The organism is Rhizobium sp. Root1220 (assembly GCF_001426265.1).
Taxonomy (GTDB): Bacteria; Pseudomonadota; Alphaproteobacteria; order Rhizobiales; family Rhizobiaceae; genus Rhizobium.
Genome location: NZ_LMDG01000002.1, coordinates 66,217 through 89,685 on the forward strand (window position 1 = coordinate 66,217; position 23,469 = coordinate 89,685).

Annotated in this window: 23 protein-coding genes; 10 read left to right on the forward strand and 13 right to left on the reverse strand. The window is 59.3% G+C overall.

What is annotated here, in order from left to right; genetic code table 11:
• Positions 1-21: 21 nt before the first annotated feature.
• Positions 22-1,059: a DUF2793 domain-containing protein gene (locus tag ASC90_RS03430; protein ID WP_056535395.1), complete on the forward strand. Its 1,038-nt coding sequence runs from the start codon at positions 22-24 to the stop codon at positions 1,057-1,059.
• A 10-nt stretch (positions 1,060-1,069) separates the two neighbouring features.
• On the opposite strand, the gene ASC90_RS03435 is transcribed toward ASC90_RS03430, so the two are convergent.
• Positions 1,070-1,810, reverse strand: coding sequence for a LuxR C-terminal-related transcriptional regulator (locus tag ASC90_RS03435; RefSeq protein WP_056535396.1), 741 nt, complete (start codon positions 1,808-1,810; stop codon positions 1,070-1,072).
• Between the two features lie 393 nt (positions 1,811-2,203).
• Here ASC90_RS03435 and ASC90_RS03440 point away from each other — a divergent pair, with 393 nt between their 5' ends.
• Positions 2,204-2,479: a DUF1153 domain-containing protein gene (locus ASC90_RS03440; protein WP_007533628.1), complete on the forward strand. Its 276-nt coding sequence runs from the start codon at positions 2,204-2,206 to the stop codon at positions 2,477-2,479.
• 325 nt (positions 2,480-2,804) lie between these two features.
• The gene (locus ASC90_RS03445) at positions 2,805-3,086 is read left to right on the forward strand and encodes a GNAT family N-acetyltransferase (RefSeq protein WP_056535397.1); all 282 of its coding nucleotides are present in this window, start codon (positions 2,805-2,807) and stop codon (positions 3,084-3,086) included.
• Between the two features lie 113 nt (positions 3,087-3,199).
• On the opposite strand, the gene ASC90_RS03450 is transcribed toward ASC90_RS03445, so the two are convergent.
• Positions 3,200-3,544 (reverse strand): hypothetical protein, encoded by a 345-nt coding sequence (locus ASC90_RS03450; RefSeq protein ID WP_056535398.1) that lies wholly within the window; start codon positions 3,542-3,544, stop codon positions 3,200-3,202.
• Between the two features lie 442 nt (positions 3,545-3,986).
• Here ASC90_RS03450 and ctrA point away from each other — a divergent pair, with 442 nt between their 5' ends.
• Positions 3,987-4,688 (forward strand): cell cycle two-component system response regulator CtrA, encoded by a 702-nt coding sequence (gene ctrA / locus ASC90_RS03455; protein WP_037062441.1) that lies wholly within the window; start codon positions 3,987-3,989, stop codon positions 4,686-4,688.
• Positions 4,689-4,815: 127 nt separating this feature from the next.
• Here the strand turns inward: ctrA and ASC90_RS03460 are convergent, their stop codons facing one another.
• Positions 4,816-5,178, reverse strand: a complete 363-nt coding sequence (locus ASC90_RS03460) for a response regulator (protein WP_056535399.1) — start codon at positions 5,176-5,178, stop codon at positions 4,816-4,818.
• Positions 5,179-5,290: 112 nt separating this feature from the next.
• Positions 5,291-5,938: a histidine phosphotransferase family protein gene (locus ASC90_RS03465; RefSeq protein ID WP_056535400.1), complete on the reverse strand. Its 648-nt coding sequence runs from the start codon at positions 5,936-5,938 to the stop codon at positions 5,291-5,293.
• Between the two features lie 191 nt (positions 5,939-6,129).
• On the opposite strand from ASC90_RS03465, the gene ASC90_RS03470 reads away from it, so the two are divergent.
• Both ASC90_RS03470 and ASC90_RS03475 read left to right on the forward strand, forming a co-directional pair.
• On the forward strand, positions 6,130-6,723 hold the full coding sequence (locus ASC90_RS03470; protein ID WP_056535401.1) for an EipA family protein: 594 nt from the start codon (positions 6,130-6,132) through the stop codon (positions 6,721-6,723).
• Between the two features lie 113 nt (positions 6,724-6,836).
• Positions 6,837-7,997 carry a hypothetical protein gene (locus tag ASC90_RS03475; protein WP_056535402.1) on the forward strand — a complete coding sequence of 387 codons (1,161 nt, stop codon included), beginning with the start codon at positions 6,837-6,839 and terminating at the stop codon, positions 7,995-7,997.
• Between the two features lie 2 nt (positions 7,998-7,999).
• Here the strand turns inward: ASC90_RS03475 and ASC90_RS03480 are convergent, their stop codons facing one another.
• Together ASC90_RS03480 and ASC90_RS03485 are read right to left on the reverse strand one after the other, a co-directional pair.
• On the reverse strand, positions 8,000-8,821 hold the full coding sequence (locus tag ASC90_RS03480; protein WP_056535403.1) for an RNA methyltransferase: 822 nt from the start codon (positions 8,819-8,821) through the stop codon (positions 8,000-8,002).
• 4 nt (positions 8,822-8,825) lie between these two features.
• Positions 8,826-9,212: a hypothetical protein gene (locus ASC90_RS03485; protein WP_056535404.1), complete on the reverse strand. Its 387-nt coding sequence runs from the start codon at positions 9,210-9,212 to the stop codon at positions 8,826-8,828.
• A 43-nt stretch (positions 9,213-9,255) separates the two neighbouring features.
• Here ASC90_RS03485 and ASC90_RS03490 point away from each other — a divergent pair, with 43 nt between their 5' ends.
• Entirely contained in the window at positions 9,256-10,290 is a 1,035-nt protein-coding gene (locus ASC90_RS03490; protein WP_056535405.1) for an RluA family pseudouridine synthase, read from the forward strand.
• Positions 10,291-10,451: 161 nt separating this feature from the next.
• Positions 10,452-11,360 carry an RNA polymerase sigma factor RpoH gene (gene rpoH / locus ASC90_RS03495; RefSeq protein ID WP_056535406.1) on the forward strand — a complete coding sequence of 303 codons (909 nt, stop codon included), beginning with the start codon at positions 10,452-10,454 and terminating at the stop codon, positions 11,358-11,360.
• Between the two features lie 72 nt (positions 11,361-11,432).
• Here the strand turns inward: rpoH and ASC90_RS03500 are convergent, their stop codons facing one another.
• Together ASC90_RS03500 and ASC90_RS03505 are read right to left on the reverse strand one after the other, a co-directional pair.
• Positions 11,433-13,757 (reverse strand): hypothetical protein, encoded by a 2,325-nt coding sequence (locus ASC90_RS03500; protein ID WP_056535412.1) that lies wholly within the window; start codon positions 13,755-13,757, stop codon positions 11,433-11,435.
• Positions 13,758-13,817: 60 nt separating this feature from the next.
• Positions 13,818-15,116, reverse strand: coding sequence for an adenylosuccinate synthase (locus ASC90_RS03505; RefSeq protein WP_056535414.1), 1,299 nt, complete (start codon positions 15,114-15,116; stop codon positions 13,818-13,820).
• Between the two features lie 195 nt (positions 15,117-15,311).
• On the opposite strand from ASC90_RS03505, the gene ASC90_RS03510 reads away from it, so the two are divergent.
• The gene (locus ASC90_RS03510; protein ID WP_056535418.1) at positions 15,312-16,229 is read left to right on the forward strand and encodes a DMT family transporter; all 918 of its coding nucleotides are present in this window, start codon (positions 15,312-15,314) and stop codon (positions 16,227-16,229) included.
• Here the strand turns inward: ASC90_RS03510 and ASC90_RS03515 are convergent.
• Positions 16,226-17,071 (reverse strand): GNAT family N-acetyltransferase, encoded by an 846-nt coding sequence (locus tag ASC90_RS03515; protein WP_056535419.1) that lies wholly within the window; start codon positions 17,069-17,071, stop codon positions 16,226-16,228. The genes ASC90_RS03510 and ASC90_RS03515 overlap by 4 nt on opposite strands.
• A 355-nt stretch (positions 17,072-17,426) precedes the next feature.
• Here ASC90_RS03515 and ASC90_RS03520 point away from each other — a divergent pair, with 355 nt between their 5' ends.
• Positions 17,427-19,280 (forward strand): hypothetical protein, encoded by a 1,854-nt coding sequence (locus tag ASC90_RS03520; RefSeq protein ID WP_056535420.1) that lies wholly within the window; start codon positions 17,427-17,429, stop codon positions 19,278-19,280.
• Here ASC90_RS03520 and ASC90_RS03525 read toward each other — a convergent pair.
• The 4 genes from ASC90_RS03525 to ASC90_RS03540 are packed head-to-tail and all read right to left on the reverse strand — an operon-like array spanning position 19,267 to position 23,464.
• Complete coding sequence (locus ASC90_RS03525; RefSeq protein ID WP_244480287.1) at positions 19,267-19,800, reverse strand: putative colanic acid biosynthesis acetyltransferase; 534 nt, start codon at positions 19,798-19,800, stop codon at positions 19,267-19,269. The two genes, ASC90_RS03520 and ASC90_RS03525, sit on opposite strands and share 14 nt — an antisense overlap.
• Before the next feature lie 51 nt (positions 19,801-19,851).
• Entirely contained in the window at positions 19,852-21,189 is a 1,338-nt protein-coding gene (locus ASC90_RS03530) for a hypothetical protein (RefSeq protein ID WP_056535422.1), read from the reverse strand.
• On the reverse strand, positions 21,186-22,493 hold the full coding sequence (locus ASC90_RS03535) for a hypothetical protein (protein WP_056535424.1): 1,308 nt from the start codon (positions 22,491-22,493) through the stop codon (positions 21,186-21,188). The genes ASC90_RS03530 and ASC90_RS03535 overlap by 4 nt, the downstream gene beginning before the upstream one ends.
• The gene (locus ASC90_RS03540) at positions 22,490-23,464 is read right to left on the reverse strand and encodes an NAD-dependent epimerase/dehydratase family protein (protein ID WP_082519783.1); all 975 of its coding nucleotides are present in this window, start codon (positions 23,462-23,464) and stop codon (positions 22,490-22,492) included. The genes ASC90_RS03535 and ASC90_RS03540 overlap by 4 nt, the downstream gene beginning before the upstream one ends.
• Positions 23,465-23,469 lie beyond the last annotated feature (5 nt).

Genomic DNA, 23,469 nt, shown 5'->3' on the forward strand with positions numbered 1-23,469 from the left:
CCAATCCGGGAGCGCCCTATTATGTTCGATACCACCAGCAATCTCGCCCTGCCCTATATATTGCCGTCGCAGGCGCAGAAGCATGTGACCCACAACGAAGCCCTGCAGCGTCTTGATGCGATCGTGCAACTCTGCGTCGACGCCGAAGCAACGAACCCGCCTTCCGACCCTGTCGAAGGGCAATGCTATCTCGTCGCCGACGGCGCTGGCGGCGACTGGACCGGGAAAGACGGACTCCTTGCTTTTCGCCAGGATGGCGCATGGATCTATCTGGAGCCACGGATGGGCTGGCGCGCATTCTTCGCCCAGTTGGGACAGATCCACGTCTTCAGCGGGGGCTTATGGCGCCCTGTTTCCCTCGACGCTGAAGGCTCTGTGCCGATGATCGGAATCAACGCAAGCCCGGATAATGTCAATCGATTGTCAATCGCCTCGCCAGCCAGCCTCTTCAACCATGCCGGTCAGGGGCATCAGATCAAGGTCAACAAGGCAAGCGCCTCGGAGACAGGCTCCCTGGTTTTTCAGACAGAATGGTCCGGCCGAGCCGAAATAGGGCTCACCGGCAATGACGATTTCTCGATCAAGGTCAGCAGCGACGGCAGCGACTGGCAGACAGCTTTGGCAATTTCGCCTGCCGGTATCGTCAAAATGCCCGCTCGGCCGATGGCTCGCACGGCCCTCGCCCAGCAAACCGCGACGCCCGCGCCCGGCGGCCGAACGGGTTTCGACGAGTTCAATTTGCTGCAGGGTGGTTTTACCCTCGGCGCCATCGTTCCCTCCGGCACCGGTTATCGCCTGATTGTCCCGGCGAGCGGTCTCTATCTTCTGCTCCTGACTGCCGACACGAATTCGTCGTCCGGGCACGGTGCGGCGATCGAGGCGAACGGCACAACTCTCCTGGCGTCCACGGGTGGCTCCGCCTCCGCAATGCCTGCCCGTCACACTGCTTTCACTCTGGCGTCGCTGAATGCCGGCGATTGGCTTGCGCTCGTCCACTCCGGCTCGGCGTTGTATGAATTTGGAGCAGGAAAGACCGAACTATCGGTTCTGATGCTCTAGCGCCGGTCGCTCAAAGCAACCGATAGCGGAAAGCGCGCGCCACGGCCTGCATGCGGTTGACCGAATCGAGCTTTCGCATTGCGCTTTTCAGGTAACCGGCGACCGTGTGCGGCGAGAGGTCGAGAATGATGGCAATCTCGTCGCTGCTTTTACCCGCGGCCGACCAACGCAGGCATTCGATCTCCCGGCTGCTCAATGCTTCGGAGGGCTGCTCGACAGGGTTCAGTCTGGAAAACGCGTCCAGAAACTCCATGCCGCGGAAAACCTGTTCTTTCACCTCGTCACGCGGCAGCGCTGTCCGCTCGCCCGAGAAGGCAAAGACATACTGTCGGAGATTTGCGTCGTGCAGCGCGAAGGCAAAGGTGTTCTTCAGGCCATGCATGCGAAACAGGGTGGTGAGACTGTGGTTTTCCTGGTTCGCCGCAGCGCCCTCGAAAGGCGCATTGTCACAGAATACAGGCGTTATCTGCCGTTTCAGCTGTGTGATCAGTTTGCTGCAATAGAACAGATCGGCTTCCTCATAGAACGCTATGAGGTTTTTTGGCCAGTTGCTGGCAAGACAATTGGCTAAAAAACCGCTGCGGTCGCCTCGCGGAAAGTCTGCAAGCAGATAGTAAGAGAAGCCGGCGGTTTTCGCCATTTCTTCGATCTGCCGGAACAATCCGGACGCCGATGCTTTGGGCCTGGAATCCAAACGTGAAAAAACATCATCCCCCGCGCCGTCGCGTACGGCGCGCTCTCGGTTCTTCATTTGCACTATCCTACACCCGGTCGACCAAGGCTCGACCTTCTCTCGGCGGCCAGACGGCGCCGCGTATCGGAAAAGCAAAACTGCCCTGCATCAGAATGATGCAAGGCAGTGAGCCGTAGTCCGAACACCTGAGAAGAACGGAGACGCGGTCCTGCGCTCACAACTATGTTGCGGTGCTTATAAATTGACCAAAATCAAAAGCCCACCGCACAATACGCATGGCTCCCATGCAAATATTACAAATTTACGCAGGGGAAGGCGAAAAAGCTGCCACAAGTGCTGTCGGCGTCGGGCCGCTAAACTTGTTATCAAAGTGTTACGATGTGTTTAGGCAATTTTTAAATGTGACAAGCTAGAGTGGCTGCCGTGGTCTTGAGTTGTGTAGAGAGTCCAATGACCGAAATGATACGTCCCCGAGTGAAATATGTCATCGGCCCCGATGGCAGCCCGCTGACGATTGCGGATCTGCCGCCGCCGAATACACGGCGCTGGGTTATCCGCCGCAAGGCAGAGGTTGTCGCGGCAGTGCGCGGTGGCTTGCTGAGCTTGGAAGAAGCATGCGAGCGCTATACGCTGACCGTCGAAGAGTTTCTGTCCTGGCAGTCCTCGATAAACAGCCATGGCCTTGCTGGTTTGCGCACAACGCGTATCCAGCAATATCGCCACTGATTGGTGTTCCGTAAGCAACAACAGTTCGTTTTCGGGCCGGACTCATTTCCCCAAAGGGTATGATGGCGGCCCGAAATTATTGATGCGGTGGCGAAAGCATTCTTCGCCGAAGCACAGCTGCAAATATCGCGGGGCTTGGGTCCATCATAGACCACATGGACGAAAGCCCCCTCTAGCGGCCATTCACAATGCGCTGCCGGCTTCTCCCGGCAGCCAATGTTGCAATAGTCCCTTCATCGAACACTGCATCCTCATTCGTTGACTTGGCGTGTCCGTCGGACCGTGTCAGGTTTCCCTCAAGCAGCATCCGCAAATGAGGGCAGCAATGGAAATCAGGAACGAAGAACATACATCGGGTGGTCGCTATACCGCAGACCTCGACGGTCACGTGGCAGAAATGACCTATTCCCGCGCATCCCCAAAGCTTGTGATCATCGACCACACGGGCGTGCCGGACGCGCTGCGCGGCAAGGGCGTCGGCCAAGCCCTGGCACAGCACGCGGTGGACGAAGCCCGAAACGGCGGATGGAAGATTTTCCCGCTGTGCCCGTTCTTCAAGGCGCAGTCGCTACGCCACGAGGAATGGCGCGACGTCGTCAATATGTAGGTCGCAGGCAACGCCAAAAGCCATGTATGACGGACGCAAGGTTCCATCATACATGGCTTTTCTTCAGGCAACGCCCCAGACGCCCTGCGGGCGCCCGTCGCCTTGTCTTAGGCTCAAGCCCGGACGGCGCCGTCGCGCTCTTCAAGCGCGGCTGCACGTGCGTATTCCGCCTGCATCTCTTCCAGAGCCTGTTCAAGGGACTCTTCCTGCATCTTCAGTTCCTTGATGGAGACCTGAAGATTGTCCGCGCGCTGGCGAGCTGCCTTTGCGAAGGTAGGATAGGCGAAGTGATTCGGGTCGGAAATGCCGGACTTCTTTTCCTCGACGACGATCTGACTCTCCAGGTCCTTCGTCATTCGCTCAAATTCAGACATCATCATCTGCAATTGCTGCATCTGGCGACGTTTTTCGTTCACCTGAAACTCCTTCAGGCGAACTAGGCTCTCACGCGACTTCATACGCATTACTCCAGTGATGCGAGACCCCGGCTTCACTTGAAACCACCCCTGCGAGCCGCTTTGACACGGCCTGCCGAAAAAATTTCCGTCGGTGTTAACAAAAACCTACCGCTGGTAACCTTTCGTTTACGGGCATCGTTAATGATAGTCCCGATGATTTAAGGGTCGGTAAACACAACTACGCGATTTCCGATACCGTTTCATTGGTGAGTCGAATGAATCGCTTACCAGCCATTCTTAATGTAAAAGTTGAGAAAGCGGCTTTGCGGATTATCGTTGGAAAACAGCGAAATGGAGAAATTACTTAATAAATTGATTACCTCTTGCCAGAGTGAATCATAATTTGTTAACCATTTCGTGGCAGCTTCCAAATCACGCAGTGACATATTCGGTATCGCGTAGGGGGCCAGACCACCTTTCGGCGGCGGTAAAGGGGATAAGAATGCGGGTACTACTCATCGAAGATGACAGCGCGACAGCGCAGAGTATCGAGTTGATGCTCAAATCAGAAAGTTTCAACGTCTACACCACCGATCTTGGTGAAGAAGGCGTCGATCTCGGCAAGTTGTATGATTATGATATCATCCTCCTTGATCTCAACCTGCCCGACATGTCCGGATATGAAGTGCTCCGCACTCTCCGCCTGTCTAAGGTCAAGACGCCCATCCTGATTCTCTCGGGCATGGCCGGCATTGAAGACAAGGTCCGCGGTCTCGGCTTCGGTGCCGACGACTACATGACCAAGCCTTTCCACAAGGACGAACTGGTTGCTCGCATCCATGCGATCGTCCGTCGTTCCAAGGGTCATGCCCAGTCGGTCATCATGACCGGCGAACTGATCGTCAACCTCGACGCCAAGACCGTCGAAGTCGGTGGCCAGCGCGTTCACCTGACGGGCAAGGAATACCAGATGCTGGAGCTGCTTTCGCTCCGCAAGGGCACGACGCTCACCAAGGAAATGTTCCTCAACCACCTCTACGGTGGCATGGATGAGCCGGAACTGAAGATTATCGACGTCTTCATCTGCAAGCTTCGCAAGAAGCTCGCGAATGCTGCCGGCGGCGCCAACTACATCGAAACCGTCTGGGGCCGCGGTTACGTACTGCGCGAGCCGGACAACGCCGAGTACGCCGAAACCGCCTAACGCGCTGCATCCCCTTTGCGAAATCGGAAATCCCGCCCTTCCCGGCGGGATTTCTTGCTTTCGGGCACCAACAAACAAAAACCGCCTTTAGGGGCGGCTTGCGAACGTCAGCAAACTGGACGGTTTTCTATGCGGCGATGGCGCGATTGCCGAAGACGGCGGTCAGTATCTTGCGATCGAACGGCTTGAGAAGAAAATCCGTCGCCCCTGCCCGCTTGCCCATCATCAGCTTCTTGAGGTCGGCTTCGACCACGCAGTAATAGATCTTGACTTCCTTGCCGCCTTCCATCGCGCGAACGGCGGCAATCAGTTCGAGCGCGGCTTCCATGCCGGAATCGACGATCAGATAGTTCGGCAGCGCAGTCTGACAATTGGAGAAAGCTTCGGCGGCACTGGAGGCTTCGCTGACCAGAAAATCAAGCTCGGTGAGAATGCGCTTGCCCACCTTGCGAACGACGTCCGACGAATCGGCGATCATGAACCTCTGCATGTCTGCTCCTTCGCCTAGCATCCGTATTGGCCGGCGTCTTACCCTCGAAGGATAGAAACATTAGGCTAACGATTCATTACCTCGGCACTGGAATCGGCGCCGAGGCACGCCTTCACGCAGTCGCCATTTCGGCCGTGAAGATGAGTTCCTCGCCTGTCGCACTGTGCCCGAGCACCATTCCGCATTCTTCTGCAAGCAGAACCGTGTAGTAGGGCTGGATCGTATGTGCATCGATCGCCTCCTCGATTTCGGCTGTCGAGATTTCCACGAACTTCGGCGGCATGCGCATCATCTTGCCCTTCGCGACGATCTTGAACTTCGCGTCCAGTTCCGGATTTTCCAGCGTGATTTCAAGAGATCCGCCGCGCGGGATGGACGAATAAGCGACCAGGAACAGATTGAGCAGCAATTTGACGCGATTCTTCGCGATGATCGCGCGGGGGCCGGTCCAGTTGATCTCCGTCTTTTTCTCTGCTGCGGCAAATTCCTTGGCGGCGCGCTCGGCCTCTCCCGTATCGATCGACGCTCCAACCGAGCCCGAGGCGCCAAACGCCAGACGTGCGAACTTCAAACGGACAGACGCGTTCAGCGCACTCGTGCGGATAAGGTCCATCGCATCGGCGTCGGCGCCACCCTCGTCCAGAAGTTCAAGGCCGTTGTTGATTGCACCGACCGGCGAGATGACGTCGTGGCAGACGCGGCTGCACAGAAGCGCGGCCAGGTCGGGACCAGTTAGGGTAAGGTTTGGGTTCTTCGACATCATCGTCTCCAGAGGGGCGGCGGGATCATCCGCCGTATATCGTGCTTCATCAAAATTGCGCGAAGTTTGCGAGCGTACTCGGCGCCATAATGACACCATATTTGGTAAACCGATTGTTAAGACCATACGCGCAAAATGCAGGAAACGCCGGAAACGGCTCATCACCCCGACCATGATGAACGGATGATACCATGCGCCCCCATAACCTCGGAAGATTCACCGCCTTCTGCCGGCTGCTTGTCGCGCTGACGCTCCCACCGTTGCTCCTGCCCGTCGCCGCATCGGCACAGCAGGCGGACAATAGCCAGTACTCGATGCAGGAGATCGTCGATGCGGGCCATTCGTTCTTCGGCTCTACCAGTGGCGGCTTGGCCAAGGTCGTCGAGGGCGCCTTCCAGAAATATGGCCTGCCGAACGGATACGTCCTTGGACAGGAGGGTTCCGGTGCTTTCATAGCCGGTCTGACATACGGCGAAGGCCAGCTCAACACCAAGAATGCCGGCGAGCACCCCCTCTACTGGCAGGGGCCGTCACTCGGGCTCGACTATGGCGGCCAGGGCACGCGGGTGATGATGCTGGTCTACGACTTGCCGTCCACAGACGCGATCTACGCCCGCTTCGGCGGCGTCAGCGGCCAGGCATTTGTCATTGCCGGCTTTGGCATGACGCTGCTCAAGAACAACAACGTGCTGATCGTGCCCATTCGCACCGGCGTCGGCGCCCGGCTTGGCCTGAACGTAGGCTACCTCAAGATTACGCCGGCCGCGACCTGGAACCCCTTTTGATAGCCCCAACGGCGAACTCTCGCTCGCCGTTGGCTTTCCACCCCTTGCCCTAGACGCCGGGTCCGCTTAAACATTGCCATGACGCAACAACTTCCGGAAGCAGTGGCCACGCCGTGATCGAATATGCTCTCTTGTTCGGATTGGGCTTCCTGACCGCAGCGTTTCTGGTTTTCCTGATATCGCCTGCCGTCCACCGCCGCATTGTCGGGTATACCGAAAACCGCATGCGCGCGACGATGCCGCTCAGCCCCCAGGAAGTTCGCGCGCAGAAGGACATGGTGCGAGCGCTCTATGCCGCCGAGAATGCCCGAACCGCTCAGGACTTGATCCGCGAACGAGAGAAATCCCTGTCATTGCAGCTGAAGCACGATGCCATCGCGCTCGACGCCGGGCATTCGGCCGCGGAAATCAGCGGGTTGCAGTCCCAGGTCGCAGACATGAGCGTCGAAGCCGCGGAGTTGCGCTCACACCTGCGCAAGGACGAGAATTATATCAGCCAGCTGAAAACCAGTCTTCACATCACTGAGCAGGCCAGCGCCGCCAAGGAGGCTGAACTCGACGCTTTGCGCACCCGGCTGAACAAACTCGCCGAGCAGTCCGACAGTTTGAAGATCGACATGGCCGCGCGCGATACAGAGCTTGAAAGCCGGAACTTCAAATCGAACACAGTCCGGACCGAACGCGACAATCTCCGGCAGGATGTGAACCTGCTGCAGAAACGCGCCAAGGATGCCGAGCAACAGCTAGCACAACAGGAGCACGCAGTGCTCCGGCTTGAGGATCAGGCTGCCCGGAATGAAGCCACGCTGGCAGACAAGGATGCTCTGCTTGTCCGCCGGCAGCAGGAAATCTCGAAACTCAAGGAAGAGGTCAAGGCGGCAAACGCCGGCGTGCGCAAGGCAAACCGTGCACTCCGCAACGCCGGACTTCCGCCGTTGCCAGTGGAAGCAACCGCAGAGGACGAGGCGACGGAGGAAGCAATGCCTACCCCAATCGACACCGTAGCCGTAGCCGCGCGACTGACCGACGAGGTGCGCAAGCGCAGCGCGGCCGTCACGGAGCAGCTATTGAAGGCGAAGACAGCCTCCGATGGCGATGAGGCGATCCGCGGCGAGATCGCCGGCATTGCCGCGAGCATGGTAGCCCTAACCGCAATCAACGAAGGTCCCTCCTCGCCAATCAGGGATCTCCTGCCCGAACCGGTGGAAAGCCAGGACGGCGAGCGCATCAACCTTGCACAGCGCGCGGCCACCATTCTCTCCGAGCCGGGCTGATCTCAGATCCGTTTCGCAGCCGACGACATAGCGAAGAGCGCAATGCCGGTCGCCGTCGCGACGTTGAGGCTGTCCAGGCCCTCGGACTGCGGGATGCGTGCGCTGCGGAAACGCGCCAGAACAGATTGAGGTAACCCCTCGCCCTCCGTCCCCACAACCAGCGCCATCCGATCGGACGGCGGTATTTGCCGGATATCGGTCTCACCACGAGGCGAAAGTGTCCAGATCGCAAAACCATGCGCCGCAAGCCTGGTGAGGGTGTCGAGAGCGTCCCCGCCCCTCTCGTAGGGAACACTGAGAACGGAACCCACCGAGACGCGCAGCGCCTTGCGATATAGCGGGTCACAGGACGTTTCATCGAGAAGGATCGCATCCGCCTTGAAGGCGGCGGCATTGCGGAACATGGAGCCTGCATTGTCATGGTTGGAAATGCCGCAGCCGACAAGGACCAGCGAGCGCTCCGGTAGCCGGTCGATGAGATCCCCTGCATTGGTCTCGCGCCGACCGAGCGCGAGCACGCCGCGGTGCGCGTGAAACCCGACGATGCGATCAAGCACCTGCGCTTCGGCGACATAGACCGGCACATCATCCGGCAAGCGGTCCAGGATCGCCGAAACGCCGCCAACCCGGTTGTTCAGCAGCAGGACCTTCTCGGCTGCAAAACCGCTTCTTCTCCGGCTCGCATCAGCAAGCATACGAAGCACTACTGTACCCTCCGCAATGAAGCGACCTTGCCTGCCCGTCAGGTCACGTTCGCGTATGTCGCGAAACTCGGCGATCCTCGGATCGTCGGCACTCTCGATCGCGATGAGACGGGAAACCATCGCCTCAACTGCCGTTGATGGTCACGTCCGCAACGATGCGGCCGGCCTTTATGTCGAACACGAACGACTTGATGACGCCGTCAGACGTTGCGCCGAAGAACATGATCTGGCCACCGGAAAGCGATGAGGACCGGATGACAAAGCCTGGCGGCAGCGTCGCCGTCACTGAGACCGGCGCGTCGGAGGGTACGCTTGCAGATGTCACCGCGCTCGGTTCCTTGGCTGGAGCCCGCATGGTCTTGTAGACAACGGCACCGAAGACCGCCATAAGGCTCACGAACATGATAGCGCCCGAGACGATCTGCAGTCGGATCATCTTGCGCCGGACACTTTCCATCGCCGGATCCAGGGGCTTTTCTTCCTGATCGTCTTCTGGCTGGATATTCGTCATATGTCGCGTTCCATTCTATAAAATACTTCGGAGAAGAAGCGTCTTGAGCGACCCCTTTAAACAAGCATCCGGCATTATGAAAGTCCTGACCGCAGATGAGACCGCCGAAGGCAGGCTCGATGCGTGGATGACCGCACAGCTTGGCGAGGAGTTTTCCCGTAGCCGCATCAAGGTGCTGATCAAGGAAGGCCAGGTCACCTCCAAGGGCGCAATCGTTGCCGATCCGCAGAAGAAGGTGCGCCCCGGCGACGTCTTCGAGATCAACCTGCCGGAACCCGAAGATCCGACGCCGAAGGGCGAGAATATCCCACTAGACATCCTCTACGAAGATGACGATCTCATCGTCATCTCCAAACCATCTGGCATGGTCGTGCACCCTGCCGCCGGCAACTGGAACGGTACGTTGGTCAACGCGCTGATCTATCATTGCGGCGACACGCTGTCGGGCATCGGTGGCGTTCGCCGCCCGGGCATCGTCCATCGCCTCGACAAGGACACGACGGGTGTCATGGTCGTCGCCAAGAACGATATCGCCCACCGCCATCTGTCGCTGCAGTTCGCCGACCACGGCCGCACCATGCCACTCGAACGCGCCTACCAGGCGATCGTCTGGGGCCGTCCGCGCACCCTGACCGGCAGCATCGACGCGCCGCTCGGCCGCGATACCGGCGACCGCACGCGACGCGCCGTCAAGCGCCCGGGCACGGCCGACGCCGACGAGGCGATCACGCATTACGAGGTGCTGGAACGCTTCCACGAGACCCCGAACGCGCTGTCGCTCGCCTCGCTGGTCGAGTGCCATCTGGAAACCGGCCGCACCCACCAGATCCGGGTCCACATGGCCCATATCGGCCACCCGCTGCTCGGCGACACCGTCTATGGCGCCGGTTTCAAGACCAAGGCAAACCTGCTGCCGGACGCCGCGAGGAAGGTCGTAAACGGGTTTGGCAGACAGGCGCTCCACGCCTACATGCTGCAGTTCGAGCATCCGCGCACCGGCGAAGTCATGCGTTTTGAAATCCCGCTGCCGGATGACATGATCGCGCTGATCGAGGCGCTGCGCGCCGTCGAGCTGTAACGCTATCGTGAAGCTGTAAGGAGGCTTGAACCGATGTTCCGCCATACTTATCTGTACATTGACTTAGTGCGGGCTTGGAAAAAGCCGCACGTCACGGTTCGCCTTTAAAACGCAGGGACGCGTTCGATCGGGAACCGGAATTCAGATAGGAGGGTGCACTCATGGCCCGAAATAGTTTGCCGTCAATTACCGCCGGCGAAGCCGGTCTTAATCGTTACCTCGACGAAATCCGCAAATTCCCGATGCTGGAACCGCAGCAGGAATATATGCTTGCCAAGCGCTATGCCGAACATGGCGATCGCGAGGCTGCGCACAAGCTCGTCACCAGCCACCTCCGCCTCGTCGCGAAGATCGCGATGGGTTACCGTGGCTATGGCCTGCCGATAGGCGAAGTCGTCTCCGAAGGTAACGTTGGCCTCATGCAGGCCGTCAAGAAATTCGACCCGGAGCGTGGTTTCCGTCTCGCCACCTATGCAATGTGGTGGATCAAGGCCTCGATCCAGGAGTACATCCTGCGCTCATGGTCTCTGGTGAAGATGGGCACGACTGCAAACCAGAAGCGCCTGTTCTTCAACCTGCGCCGTCTCAAGGGCCGAATCCAGGCCATCGACGAAGGCGATTTGAAGCCTGAGCATGTGACCGAAATCGCTACCAAGCTGAAGGTCTCCGAGGAAGAAGTCGTATCGATGAACCGCCGCCTTTCCGGCGACGCATCGCTAAATGCACCGATCAAGGCTTCCGAAGGCGATTCCGGCCAGTGGCAAGATTGGCTTGTGGACGACCACGACAGTCAGGAAGACGTCCTGATCGAGCAGGACGAACTCGACACGCGCCGCCGTATGCTGGCGAAGGCGATGAGCGTTCTCAACGACCGCGAACGCCGTATCTTCGAGGCCCGCCGCCTTGCTGAAGATCCGGTGACGCTGGAGGACCTCTCTTCGGAATTCGATATCAGCCGCGAACGCGTTCGCCAGATTGAGGTGCGCGCGTTCGAAAAGGTTCAGGATGCCGTGCGCAAGGAAGCCATGGAACGCGCCAAGGCTGTCCGCGTGGTCGAAGCAACCGCCTGACCAGCCATGTCGCGCAAACAAACAAAGGGCGGGTCCGATGGACCCGCCCTTTTGCATTTCGTGCTTCGGTAATTATTGGCTCGTCGACACGTCGCCGAAAGCAGCCCATTCCTTGATCGCGGCGTTGAATGCTTCCACGCCAGTTGCCCCCTTCTGCATTGTCAGAAGCGCACGGCGACCATTGCGATAGGTGATCGGGATATCAATCCAATCGCGGCTGGACAGCAGATCGAGGTTGGCCTTGCGCGCATCCGGGTAATCGTTGAGCGCAATCATGTGAAAATCATCGGTGATCTTGGCAGGCACCGCGATCAAGGGATCGCCGCGATCCTGTTCGGTACGCTTCATCGAGATGCGCTGGACACTCTCGATTGCCCCGCCTTCGAAATTCGGTGGCAGCGAGAAGACGATCTCAACGATGTGGCTTGCCGGCAACGACGAGTCCGAGTTGCGCTTGAAAGTGACCTGGGCGGACAGATTGCGCTCGGGAACCGTCACCGTCCCCTGAACGGTCGCTTCCTGCCTGCCGTCCTGGCCTGCGTCGTGCTGCAGGCTCCAGACGACCGAACCCTGAATTGCCGTCGGCGAACTCTGGCCAATCCGCTCTTCGTAGAGGAACATCTTCTCGCTCGAACCGACCGGAGCCGCCTGAGGCGCGGCGGCAGCCGGCGCTGTGGTGGCCGGTGCGCTTGCTGCAGGCGTCGTGTTAGTCGGCGCGGACGTCGCTGGCGCAGAGGCGGGCGGCGCGTCGCTTGAAGCCACATTCTGTTCGGCTATGGACTTTCCTTCCGCGGTCGGCGTGCCGGGAATGGCGGCCGGGCCACTGTCCACCTCCGTGCCATCGGCGAGAAGCCGCTGGTTGAACTTGCTGGCGGAGGCGGAGCCATCGCCCAGTGATGCAACTTGCTTATCCGCCTCGGCTGGCTTTGCCGTGCTTGGGTCGGCGGTCTTTGGCGCCTGGGCTGGCGTGCCCGTGTCGGTCTGCGGCTGTTGCTCGTTCTTCGCGCTTTGAGAAGGCGCCGCGCTGACGAGCCCCTTTACCATCGCGGTCAGGGCATCCTGATTAGTCCAGGCCGCGTAGGCCCCGCCACCGACAGCACCGAGTGCTATCAGGATCGTAACGATCGAGCCGATGCCGAAACGACGGCGCTTCGGCTCCATACGGAAATTCTTGCCCTGGAATTTCGAGGCGATTGCGCTGTCGATATCCGCGGGCGGTGCAGCACTCTCGTCATCCTCTGCGACAACACCGCGGTTGTCGTATCCGCGCAACGGTATCGCCTCCTGCCAGGCGTCGTTGCTCGCGGCCTTCGGCGCAGCGGTGCCGTGAACCTCGGAAAAAAGATCACCGTCATCGAAATGAGCGCTGATCGGCACTTTCTGGCTGTTCTCGATTGGCGGCAGGTCGTCGAATGCCGCTGCCTCCCAGGAAAAACCTTCGTTCGCGGCAGGCATTTTCGCGCCCGCCGAGTGGCTTTCCAGCCTGGCGATAACATCTTCGAAGGCGCGCGCGGCTTCGTTCGCAGGCGCGACCGGGGCCGCCTCCGAAAACTGCCTGAGTTCCTCGAGCGCCCAGTCCGTCGACGCATCCTTGGCGGGCGGCGCGGGCGTTTCCTCGACGGGTTCCGCCCAAACCGGATCGAAATGACCGGCAGCATCCGCATGTAGCGGCTCTTGCTGGCTGTGATCCACGAATTCCTCAGGCGGGCGGTCATACGCGTAGACCGGCTCGACGAGGCGATTTGTCAGGTCGTACTCGCGCGTTGCCGGCTGCAATACCGGCTCTTCGTAGGTCGGCACCGGCAGCAGCTCGACAACCGCCTCGGGTTCGCCGATATGTTCTTCACGAGCGTGGTGCTCTTCGTGATCGACCTCTTCCGGATGGACTGCCTGCCAATGCTCGGCGGGTTCCACATCCTCGACGGGTACCGCAGGCTCCACCTCGGGCCAGTGCGCTTCGTGTTGGACGGCGTGTTGCGGCTCGGCGGCAGCCGGCTCCTCATGATATTGCGCAGGCTCTTCGTAGACCGGCGCCGGATCCTCCGGCGCAAACGCCTCATGAACCGGCTCTTCAGCTACCGGTTCGTGCGCGGTCTCAGGCGCCGACGGCTCCGGATCGTGAAGCGCTTCTGCAGGCGCTTCAGATGGCACGTCGGCGACGGGTTCGGCACTTTCCGCAGGCACCGCCTCGGCATGTTCAGCATCGACTTCCCGGATTGCAGCCTCGAGCTTTTCAAGCTGGCGCTGCAACATCGCTTCCGGCGGACGCGGCTTCATGTTCTCGAGCTGCCGCTGCACGGCACCGCGGGCACGCTCGTAAACCTTTACCCGCATCTCGGGAGTATTTTCGGTCAGGCCGTCAACCGCCCGCCGGATAACTGCGATAAAATCCGCCATTCGTACTTTCTCTAAAAGTGCGGCTCAGCTCCCGAAGCGCACAAATACTAACCTGCGAGCTTAATCCTCAAACGGATCGGTCACAAGTATCGTGTCATCGCGCTCAGGACTTGTAGACAGGAGAGCGACAGGCGCTCCGATCAATTCCTCGACCTGGCGCACATACTTGATCGCCTGAGCCGGCAGATCGGCCCAGCTGCGGGCGCCAACGGTCGATTCTTTCCAGCCTTCGAGCGTGATGTACACCGGCTCGACCCGAGCCTGCGCGCCCTGGCTTGCAGGGAGATGGTCGATATGCTGGCCGTCGAGTGTATAACCGACGCAAATCTTCAGTTCCTCCAGCCCGTCGAGCACGTCGAGCTTGGTCAACGCAATGCCGGTAATGCCGTTGGTGGCGACCGACTGGCGGACCAGCGCGGCATCGAACCATCCACAACGACGCTTGCGGCCCGTGACCGTGCCGAACTCGTGGCCCTTTTCACCTAGGAACTGGCCGACTTCATCATGCAGTTCCGTCGGGAACGGCCCTTCGCCGACACGTGTCGTATAGGCCTTGGTGATCCCCAAGATATAGCCGAGCGATCCGGGGCCCATGCCCGAACCGGCCGCGGCCTGGCCGGCGACTGTGTTCGATGAAGTCACGAATGGATAGGTGCCGTGATCAATGTCGAGCAGGCTGCCCTGCGCGCCTTCGAAGAGGATGCGCGCGCCCTTACGGCGCTCCCTGTCGAGCAGCAGCCAGACGGTATCGCGGAACGGCAGGACGCGGTCAGCAACCGACGTCAACTCGGTCATGATCGCGTCGTGGCTGACTTCGGCAACGCCGAGACCGCGACGAAGTGCGTTGTGATGGGTCAGGATGCGATCGACCTTGCCCGGAAGGGTATCGAGATCAGCAAGGTCCATGACACGAATCGCGCGGCGACCGACCTTGTCTTCGTAAGCCGGACCGATGCCCCGGCGCGTGGTGCCGATCTTCGTGCCGCTGTTGGAAGCCGCGTCCTCGCGGAAAGCGTCGAGTTCGCGGTGTAGCGACAGGATGAGTGTCGCGTTGTCGGCAATGCGAAGGTTGTCGGGAGTGATCGTGACGCCCTGAGCGCCAAGCTTTTCGATCTCCGCTATCAAGGCGTGCGGGTCGACCACGACGCCGTTGCCGATGACCGCCATCTTGCCGGGACGAACCACACCCGAAGGAAGAAGCGATAGCTTGTAGCTTGTGCCGTCGATAACCAGCGTATGGCCTGCATTGTGGCCGCCCTGATAGCGCACAACAATATCCGCGCGTTCAGAAAGCCAGTCGACAATCTTGCCCTTGCCTTCGTCACCCCATTGCGAACCGACCACGACCACGTTCGTCATTCACGTCTTCCTGTTAAAGGCGGATAAAACCGCACCCTGCTCAAACCCGCGCATCTATAATGCTTTGTTTTTGGGAAAGCGACCCTGTATTGCCGCCTGAATTGGCTTTTTACGTGACAAAACAGCCGTAGCCGGGCTATTCCGCGGCCAGAAAGATATCAGGAGCCGCGCTCGCGGTCGTCGGAAAGAATCGCCGTGCAGGTTACTGCTTATGTTTGCCTCGTCATCGCCGCTCTCTGTTGGGGCGGAAACGCTGTGGCCGGCAAGCTCGCCCTCGGACATGTCAGCCCGATGATGCTTACCTTCCTGCGCTGGTTTCTCGCCACCGCACTCATCGCCGCTGTTTCCGTGCCGCAATTGAAGCGCGACTGGCCGATTGTCCGCAAGAACCTTCCGCTCCTCTTCTTCTATGGCGTGGTCGGCTACACCTTGTTCAACGCCATGCTTTATTCTGCCGTGAAATACACGACCGTGATCAATGTCGCGATCGAGCAGGCCGGTATCCCGATGCTGATTTTCCTGTTGAATTTCGTCTTCTTCCGTACAGCGGTCTCGAAAGCACAAATCGCAGGCTTCGGCATGACGCTGGTCGGCGTGGGGCTGACAGCCGCCCATGGCGACCTTGCAGCCCTGCTCGAGCTTGGTCTCAACCAAGGCGACGGACTGATGTTGATCGCAGTCGCCGCCTACGCGGTCTACACGATCTTTCTGCGCTGGAAGCCGCCCGTCGACTGGCGCACGCTGATGGCCGTGCCGGCGTTTGCGGCCATGCTGACCTCAATTCCGCTTCTGGTGTGGGAAAGCATGGAGGGGACCGTGCAGCTGCCGGACAACAAGGGGTGGCTGCTTGCCTTCTACACGGCGATCTTTGCATCGCTGCTCGCCCAGATACTCTATATCAAGGGCGTCGAAGCGATCGGCGCAAATCGAGCGGGCCTCTTTATCAATCTCGTGCCGGTCTTCGGAACCCTGCTGTCTGTCGCGCTGCTTGGCGAACAGCTGCAGGCGTTCCACATGATCGCGCTTGTGCTGGCGCTCGGCGGCATCGCCATCGCCGAACGTGGGCGACCGCGGCTATCAGCCCCGACCGTCCCGGCATCCCCTATGGACTAGCCAAGCTCCAGCGTGGTGACGCCGAAGATATTTCGCAGCGGCATCACAGGTGCCGCGCCGCGGTACATGCGGGCAGTCTCGAAAACAGGCGCCAGACCCATACCTTCGGCAAGGGCAATCGCGCCGGTATTGTCGCTTGGAATGTCGATGAACACCGGCCTCCCTCCGGCCACCGGTGCGAGGGTCGCGAGCAATGCTGCCGCGCTATCCGCATCCGCTGCAAACAGCGGGCCGATCTTGTAGCCCTCGTAACACCGACGGATCGTTCCATAGCCCCGGATCTTCCCGCTTTTGCGAACGATCGCCGTGCGCCGGTCCTTTCGAGCAGCACACCACGACGTCACGAAGGTTGGTCGAGGCGCTGGAAATATCGTCGCATCGTAGCGCAATAATCCGTCGAGCTTGTCCGATACCGCGTGCGCGACGAGCGTCGATTGCGGCAGGGCAGCGACTACGCCGCCATAGCGGATCGTCTTGTAGGCTTCTTCAAATCCAGCTTTGCGGTAGTTGGCCTGCTGTCCAGTGACACCATCGAGACCAATGGATCGGCCTTCGGCCGACGCCATGCCGGCGTTCCAGATGGCCTTTCCATAGCCCTTTCCGCGGAAATCCGGGTGGACGATATAGAGACCGAGGAAGGCGAAATCGTCACCGTACTTGACCACGGAGATGGAACCGACCGGCACCTCGCCGAGCACGCCTACGAAGAAGCCGGACGGGTCGGCATCCTGGAATGCGAGCGAATCGTCGAGACCGGGATTCCAGCCCTCCTGACGTGCCCATTCGAGCACTAGCTCCAACTCACCGGGCCGCATTGGGCGAACGGCAAACTCCGAATTCATGCAACGTCCCTAAATCATACATGCCGCGAGTAGCCTCACGGTCAAAGGAAACAAAGTCTAACGGCCGCGGAACACAGCCGGCGTGAAGAAACATTTTCATCGCAGGAACGATCTGCATCGATCGTCATGATGTACGACACGAAATTCTTCGCATAACAATCATCATGGAACAACGACATTCCAATCTCAAGAGAATTACTTAAGACACCATGAAGTCGCCGGCAGTTGATAAATTTTGTGTTCGCAAAGGCGCGCCACCTCACAGCATCAACGCGTTCACTATCGGCACCAAAATTCCCGCGACGGTGACATCATGTAGGATTACATTCCTACATCATCCGCTCGGAGATTTCGCATGCTTGTTGGTTTGAATGTCAGCCCCATCCAATCCGCATCTCGTCAAAACCGCGGCCCCCGATCCATTGTGGCATTCGGCGACAGCCTGACGACGGGCGCAGGTGCTTCGTCACCCGATCATGCCTATCCAGCGATCGCCTCGCTGTTGTTCGATCCGCCTCGAAAAATCGTCAATCGTGGCACAGGAGGCCAGACATCCACGCAGATTGCAGCGAGGCAGGGTGGCGTGCTCCTCCGGCTCGCCGTTCAGGGCCAGCACCCGAGGAACCTGTTCCCGCACACGCGCGACTGGATGCACGAGTTTGATACCGGGACAATCAACGGTCTCACGCATCAACTCGTACAAACCGGCCTCGACGATACTGGCCTTCCCTACGGCGACATCCGTATTCACGGCACCGCCACGGCACCTTATACGGATATCGGCCGGCAGATATACGGTTCGATTGCCGGAAACTATCAGGTCGAGCCGCAATCGAGCTGGAGCGTCCGGGGCGAAGCCCAGTTGATCGGCGGCTCAACGAATGGCGTCCTAGGGTTCCACCTGCTGCTCATTCAGGCAGACGAGTCTGGCGGCTATATCAACGAAATCGCCTCGCCGTTGTTCCAGCTCGAAGGCTCGCGAAACGCGGTATACGGAACGGGCACGGCAGTTCATTCGTTCATTCGATCAACGTTCCTGCTGAACGTTGTTTCCGGCAGTGCGGTTGATATAACGCTTCGCATCTTTCCGGGGCAGTTTGAAGCTGGTCCCGAGCCCACTCCACTGGAGCTGACGCCGGGCGACAGCTTGATACCCGCCTATCATCCGTCATTTTCGCGGACGTATGGGTTCGACAGCAGCGAGGAAGGATGGACGCCTCGTGTCCAGGATGGGCATTCGACACCTGTTCGTGCCGAAGGCGGCAGCCTCATTGTCCAAAATGACGACGCCGGAATCTTGCACGGATGCGAGCTTGCACTGGCTGCAATCCCGGAGGGCAAGTTTATTCGGGTCGCCTTTGACCTCGCCTTCATTTCCGGTAGTGCCGCGGTTCATGTCGGCGGCGCGCAGTCACCCGGCGGCAGTTGGGCAACGACGACGATGGATGGCAACCCGACGTGGATCGCGAGCCGTGGCGGTCGCTATGAAATGGTCTTTGTCAGCGGCAACTCGGATTTCGGCAACGCAACCTGCGGAGCCATTGCCTTTGCCAGCAGCGGCAGCGTGGTTACCTGGTCGCTCGACAACGTTGTGATAGAATGGAGCGATGAAAGCCCGCAGGTGCCGGTCACCTACCGGTCGGTCGACGTCCTCTACGATTCCGGCTCCCACATGGGCACGATATTCGGCACATTGTCCGGTCTGGAGGGAACGATCGCGACCGACGCCGATGGTAACTGGACCTTTACCCGGAGCACGCCAGGGGATGGCGTTGCCGTACCTTATGGCTCTATCTTCACGCCGGATGCCAGGATTTCGCCCAGGGGAGATATCCAGTGGATCTGGGTTGGACGCAATAACGCCGACAGTCCAGAAACCGTCATTGGCGACATTGCGGCGATGACCGCACGTCTGATTGCAGGCCGATATTTGGTCGGCTCGATCCTGCCCGCCGCGGGAGACTCGCCGCAACTCATTCAATCCATCCTCGAAATAAACCAGGCACTGGCTACACTTTACGCCGAGCATTACGTCGATCTGCACGCAGCCTTGCTCTCTTCTGGTAACAGTACACTCGAAGACCAGCAGGACACCGCGGCTGGCTTGGTTCCTCGCTCGCTGAGATATGACGGAATTCATCTCAACGATCAGGGCTATGCGCTCGTCGCATCGAGATGGCGGGCTGCGACGCTTGCTATGGGATGGTGAAGCGCGTCCTCATCCTGAGAACGCGCGCGGGATTGCCGGCACAAACTGTCCAGGCGGCGATGTCCTTGAACGCGACGCCGCGCGCTCCAAGGACCGCGCCCTCTTCGAGGATGACGCCCGGACCGACAAATGCTTCTGCCGCCACCCATGCGTTGACGCCAATCGTGATGGGCCGCGCCTCCAACTGGAAGTCGGGATCGTCGACGGCATGGGTGCCAGCACAGAGATGCGCGCCTTGAGAAATGACGGCATTCCTGCGGATATGGATGGGAGCCATGGCATAGCAGATGACGCGCGGGCCGATGAGCGCGTTGTCGTCCACTATCAGGTTCGGCGGATACCATATCTTCGCCGACGCATGGACACGAACGTTTGCCGCCAGCCGCGCGCCAAACATCCTTAGCAGGAAAGAGCGCCATCGATAGAGAGGCGGTGGCGTCCAGGTGGCAAGCAGCGTCCATACGATGCTCCAGAAGGCGCGCAAAAGGCGGTGTCTCAGCGAGAAGCTTGGACCTCCCATGCGGGACCCGCTTCGCCGGGCATCCAGTATACTCAAATCTTGGTCCATTGCTTATGACCCTCGGCGAAACGGCATTGCGTCAACTGGGCCTGTTCCTGCGTTTCGCCTCCACCAAGGCATCGAAAACAGCAGGATGAGGAAGACCTGGCAGACGAAGAGCGGCAAAACTGCCCCGACAGGGCCTCGCAACAGGATGGGCAAGGATGACGCGATGACGAAATGGAGCACGCGAAGCTGGAAGAAGATGCCGAGGCGAGCCCTGATCGCGGCGTTCAAAACGAAGGCTGCAGCGACGCCGCCAACCAGAACGCCCGCAAATCCGCAATCCATGTAGAAATCATAGCCAAGAAAAAACGAGAGATTTGGCGTTCCGTACATGCCGGCGGCGAAGAGTTCGTTACCGATGTCCAGGCCGCCGACAACAGGCTTTCCAGGCCAGATGGAGCGCGGGACGAAGAACAGGATTACCGCAGCAAGCTTTTCACCCCACATGTGGTCGTGCGTTGACATGAACCGAACGGAATGGACGGCCGTATCAAAGACGTCGACCGAGGGGATGTCGAAGAAATTCTCCATCATGGAAATGCCGGCCAGATCCTGCAGTCCGCCGATCCCCGATCGTGTTGTTACGTTGAGGATCGGAAACACGAACGTGAGCACAATCAGGCAGCAGGCATAAAACCTGCTTGCGGGGACTTTGCCGCCCGAAAAGGCCAAAAGGACGGGTCCCCACACCGCCAGAAGCTCAAAACGTGGCGCGTTGAAGGGATTTCTCGCGACAGCTAGGAAAAGCAGCACCACGCAGATGGATATCACCGACAAAAGCCTGTGAGGCGAGAGGCGAAAACGTGCGATGGCAAGACACGCCGTAACGGACTGCATGCCCAGAAACAGCATGCTTGCAATGAACCCTTGAGAACCGTCCTGCTCCAACCGTGACGACAGAAGCCGATCGATGCCTCCCTGGGACAGGACGAACAACACGAACGCAAATGCGTTGCTGAGCACGATCATCGGCATGCTCGGCCGGGCGCCTGGCTCGGTCGAGGTGCCTTCCTCGCGTTGCATCTGTACGAACACAAATGGGAACACAAACACACATGCAACGAGCATGGCCATGACATACTCGTCAGCCTCATAGGCATAGGCGGTTATTGCCGTTGCGCCTCCAATCCGGTCACCGTGGATCCGCTGCAGCGGCGAAACGACGAAATAAATGAACAGGCAGAACCAGAATATGTCGCCGATCTCGAAATAGCGCGATCGCAGTCGGATCATGCCTACCATCACCAGTGCGAACATTGGCAACGTGAGCACGACAACAAACATATCGTCGGCAAACGGCAGGTTGATGAAATACAGCACGAGTACCGTCCAGATCCTGGTCACGACATCGCCTGCAGGCTACGTCGGCGGGGACCGGACGCGAAAACGAAAAGCCCCAGAAAGATCGCTGCAACCCCGTGCGAAAGCACCTCCGAAACCGCGAGACCTGCGAGGCCGAACCACCAGCCGAAAGCGGCGCTAGAAGCAGAACATGCCAACATGGCTGCATTCGCTGCCCGGGCGACGGTACCGTAGCGGCCCAGCGCTTGCGCTGCTTGTGCTAGCGTTTGCGACAACGCGCCCGTCAGCACGCCGACAGAAAACAGGGCCACGACGCCGGCCGCGGCTGCGATTGGTCCGTGGGATTTTTGCTGCAGGAAGATGCCATTCGCCAACATGGCCAAGGAAATCACGACCGCAAGCCACGTCGCGAGAAGCTGAACGCGGAAGGCGCTCGAGACCGGGTTGTCACTTCGGGAAACCCTATCAACCAGCAGAGGAAAATGCGCCCTGCGAACGAACTCCAGCACTTGTGAACCTGCCGCGGCAACTTGCCTGCCATAAAGAAAGATCGCCGTCACAGCCTCACCGAAAAACAGCGAGCAAACGACGATCTGAAACCGGAATGACAATTGCCCGGGAATATTGGCGAGCAGCACTGCCGAGCCTTCCCGGGCAAGTTCGAGGACATGGGACCATATCATCTCCGTTCGTTTCGGAAAGTGACCGAGAAAATAGAGAACAGCCAATTGCGTTGCCACCGCCAGGGCATATCCAGCGGACAGGGCAGCACCGAGAACCAACCCCGCCTGTTCGGCGGACACACCGCCCGTCAGGACCAACGCCACAGCCGAACACAGGTAGGCGACCATAGCTGTGAGCCCGCTCACGCCGCTGAGCTTCAGTCCGTCTAGGATGCCACTACCGTTGAAGGACCAGATAACGAGTGCTGGAACTGCCGACGGAATATATACGCTGGCAAAGACGTCCTGCGTAAGCATCGCATATGGCAAGGCGAACAGCGCCACCACGGCGGCCAGGAGCAACCGCGTGATACTCGTCGACCAGTAGCAGCGCCCGATTTCTGCTTTGCGGTCTGGCAGGTCGGCCAACGAGATTCGTCGGGCAACAGTGGTCACCGATCCACAGTCGACGATCATTAGCGCGAGAATGGCAAATGAAAAACACCCGCCGAAATGTGCCATGAGTTCAAGCATGCCACGGCTGACCAGCCAGGTCTGCGCAAGGAAAATGGAACCCTGCCCGACTGCAAAACTGACAATCAGCAATGCTGCGTTTCCCGGACCGCGCAGCGAGAGAGGCGCGAGGCCATCTCTCTGCGGCAAGTCCCCGCTGGCTATTCTCATGCCGCCTTCCGCAGCAGCTGGCTCTCGATCCAGGCGTAGGTCTTTTCCAGCCCGGCAGTCAGGCTCTGCGACGGACGCCAACCAAGTTTCTGCTCGATTAGCCGATTGTCGGAGTTGCGCCCGCGAACACCCAGAGGCCCGGCAATATACCGCTTGTGAAGTCGCTTTCCGGCAATGGCACAAACGAGATCGACGAGTTGGTCGATATTGACCATCTCATCGGAACCAATGTTCACTGGCCCCTCGAAATCCGACCGCATCAGACGAGTTGTGCCCTCGAGGCATTCGTCCACGTACAGGAAAGAGCGTGTCTGTTGGCCATCGCCCCAGATTTCGATGTCGCCTCCATTCAATGCCATCGCAACCTTGCGGCAGATGGCCGCCGGAGCCTTCTCCTTGCCGCCTTGCCAGGTACCTGATGGTCCAAAGATATTGTGATACCGGGCAATCCGGTTCCTCATTGCGTAGTTGCGATTATAGGCAAGGAAAAGCCGCTCCGAGATCAGCTTCTCCCATCCGTATTCGCTGTCGGGCGCCGCTGGATACGCGGACGACTCCGCGCAATTCGGATTGTGAGGATCGTCTTGATTATGGGCCGGGTATATGCAGGCCGATGAGGAGTAGAAGATGCGATCAATGCCGCGTCGACGGCAACCGTGTGCGATGTTGAGATTGATCGTCGACGAGTTGTGGATGATGTCCGCGTCGTGCTCGCCGGTAAATATGTAGCCGGCACCTCCCATGTCGGCAGCGAGCTGGTACACCTCGTCGAAACGGCCATCGACCACCCGCTCGCAGGTTTCTTGCTTGCGAAGGTCGTCGACAACGAACTCGTCGGCCTCCGTTTCTTCATACTCAGGCAACTTGAGATCCACACCACGGACCCAGAACCCTTCGTGCCTCAAACGTCGAACGAGATGGCTGCCGATGAAGCCTCCGGCACCACAAACAAGAGCAGTCTTCCTCAGCACGTCAC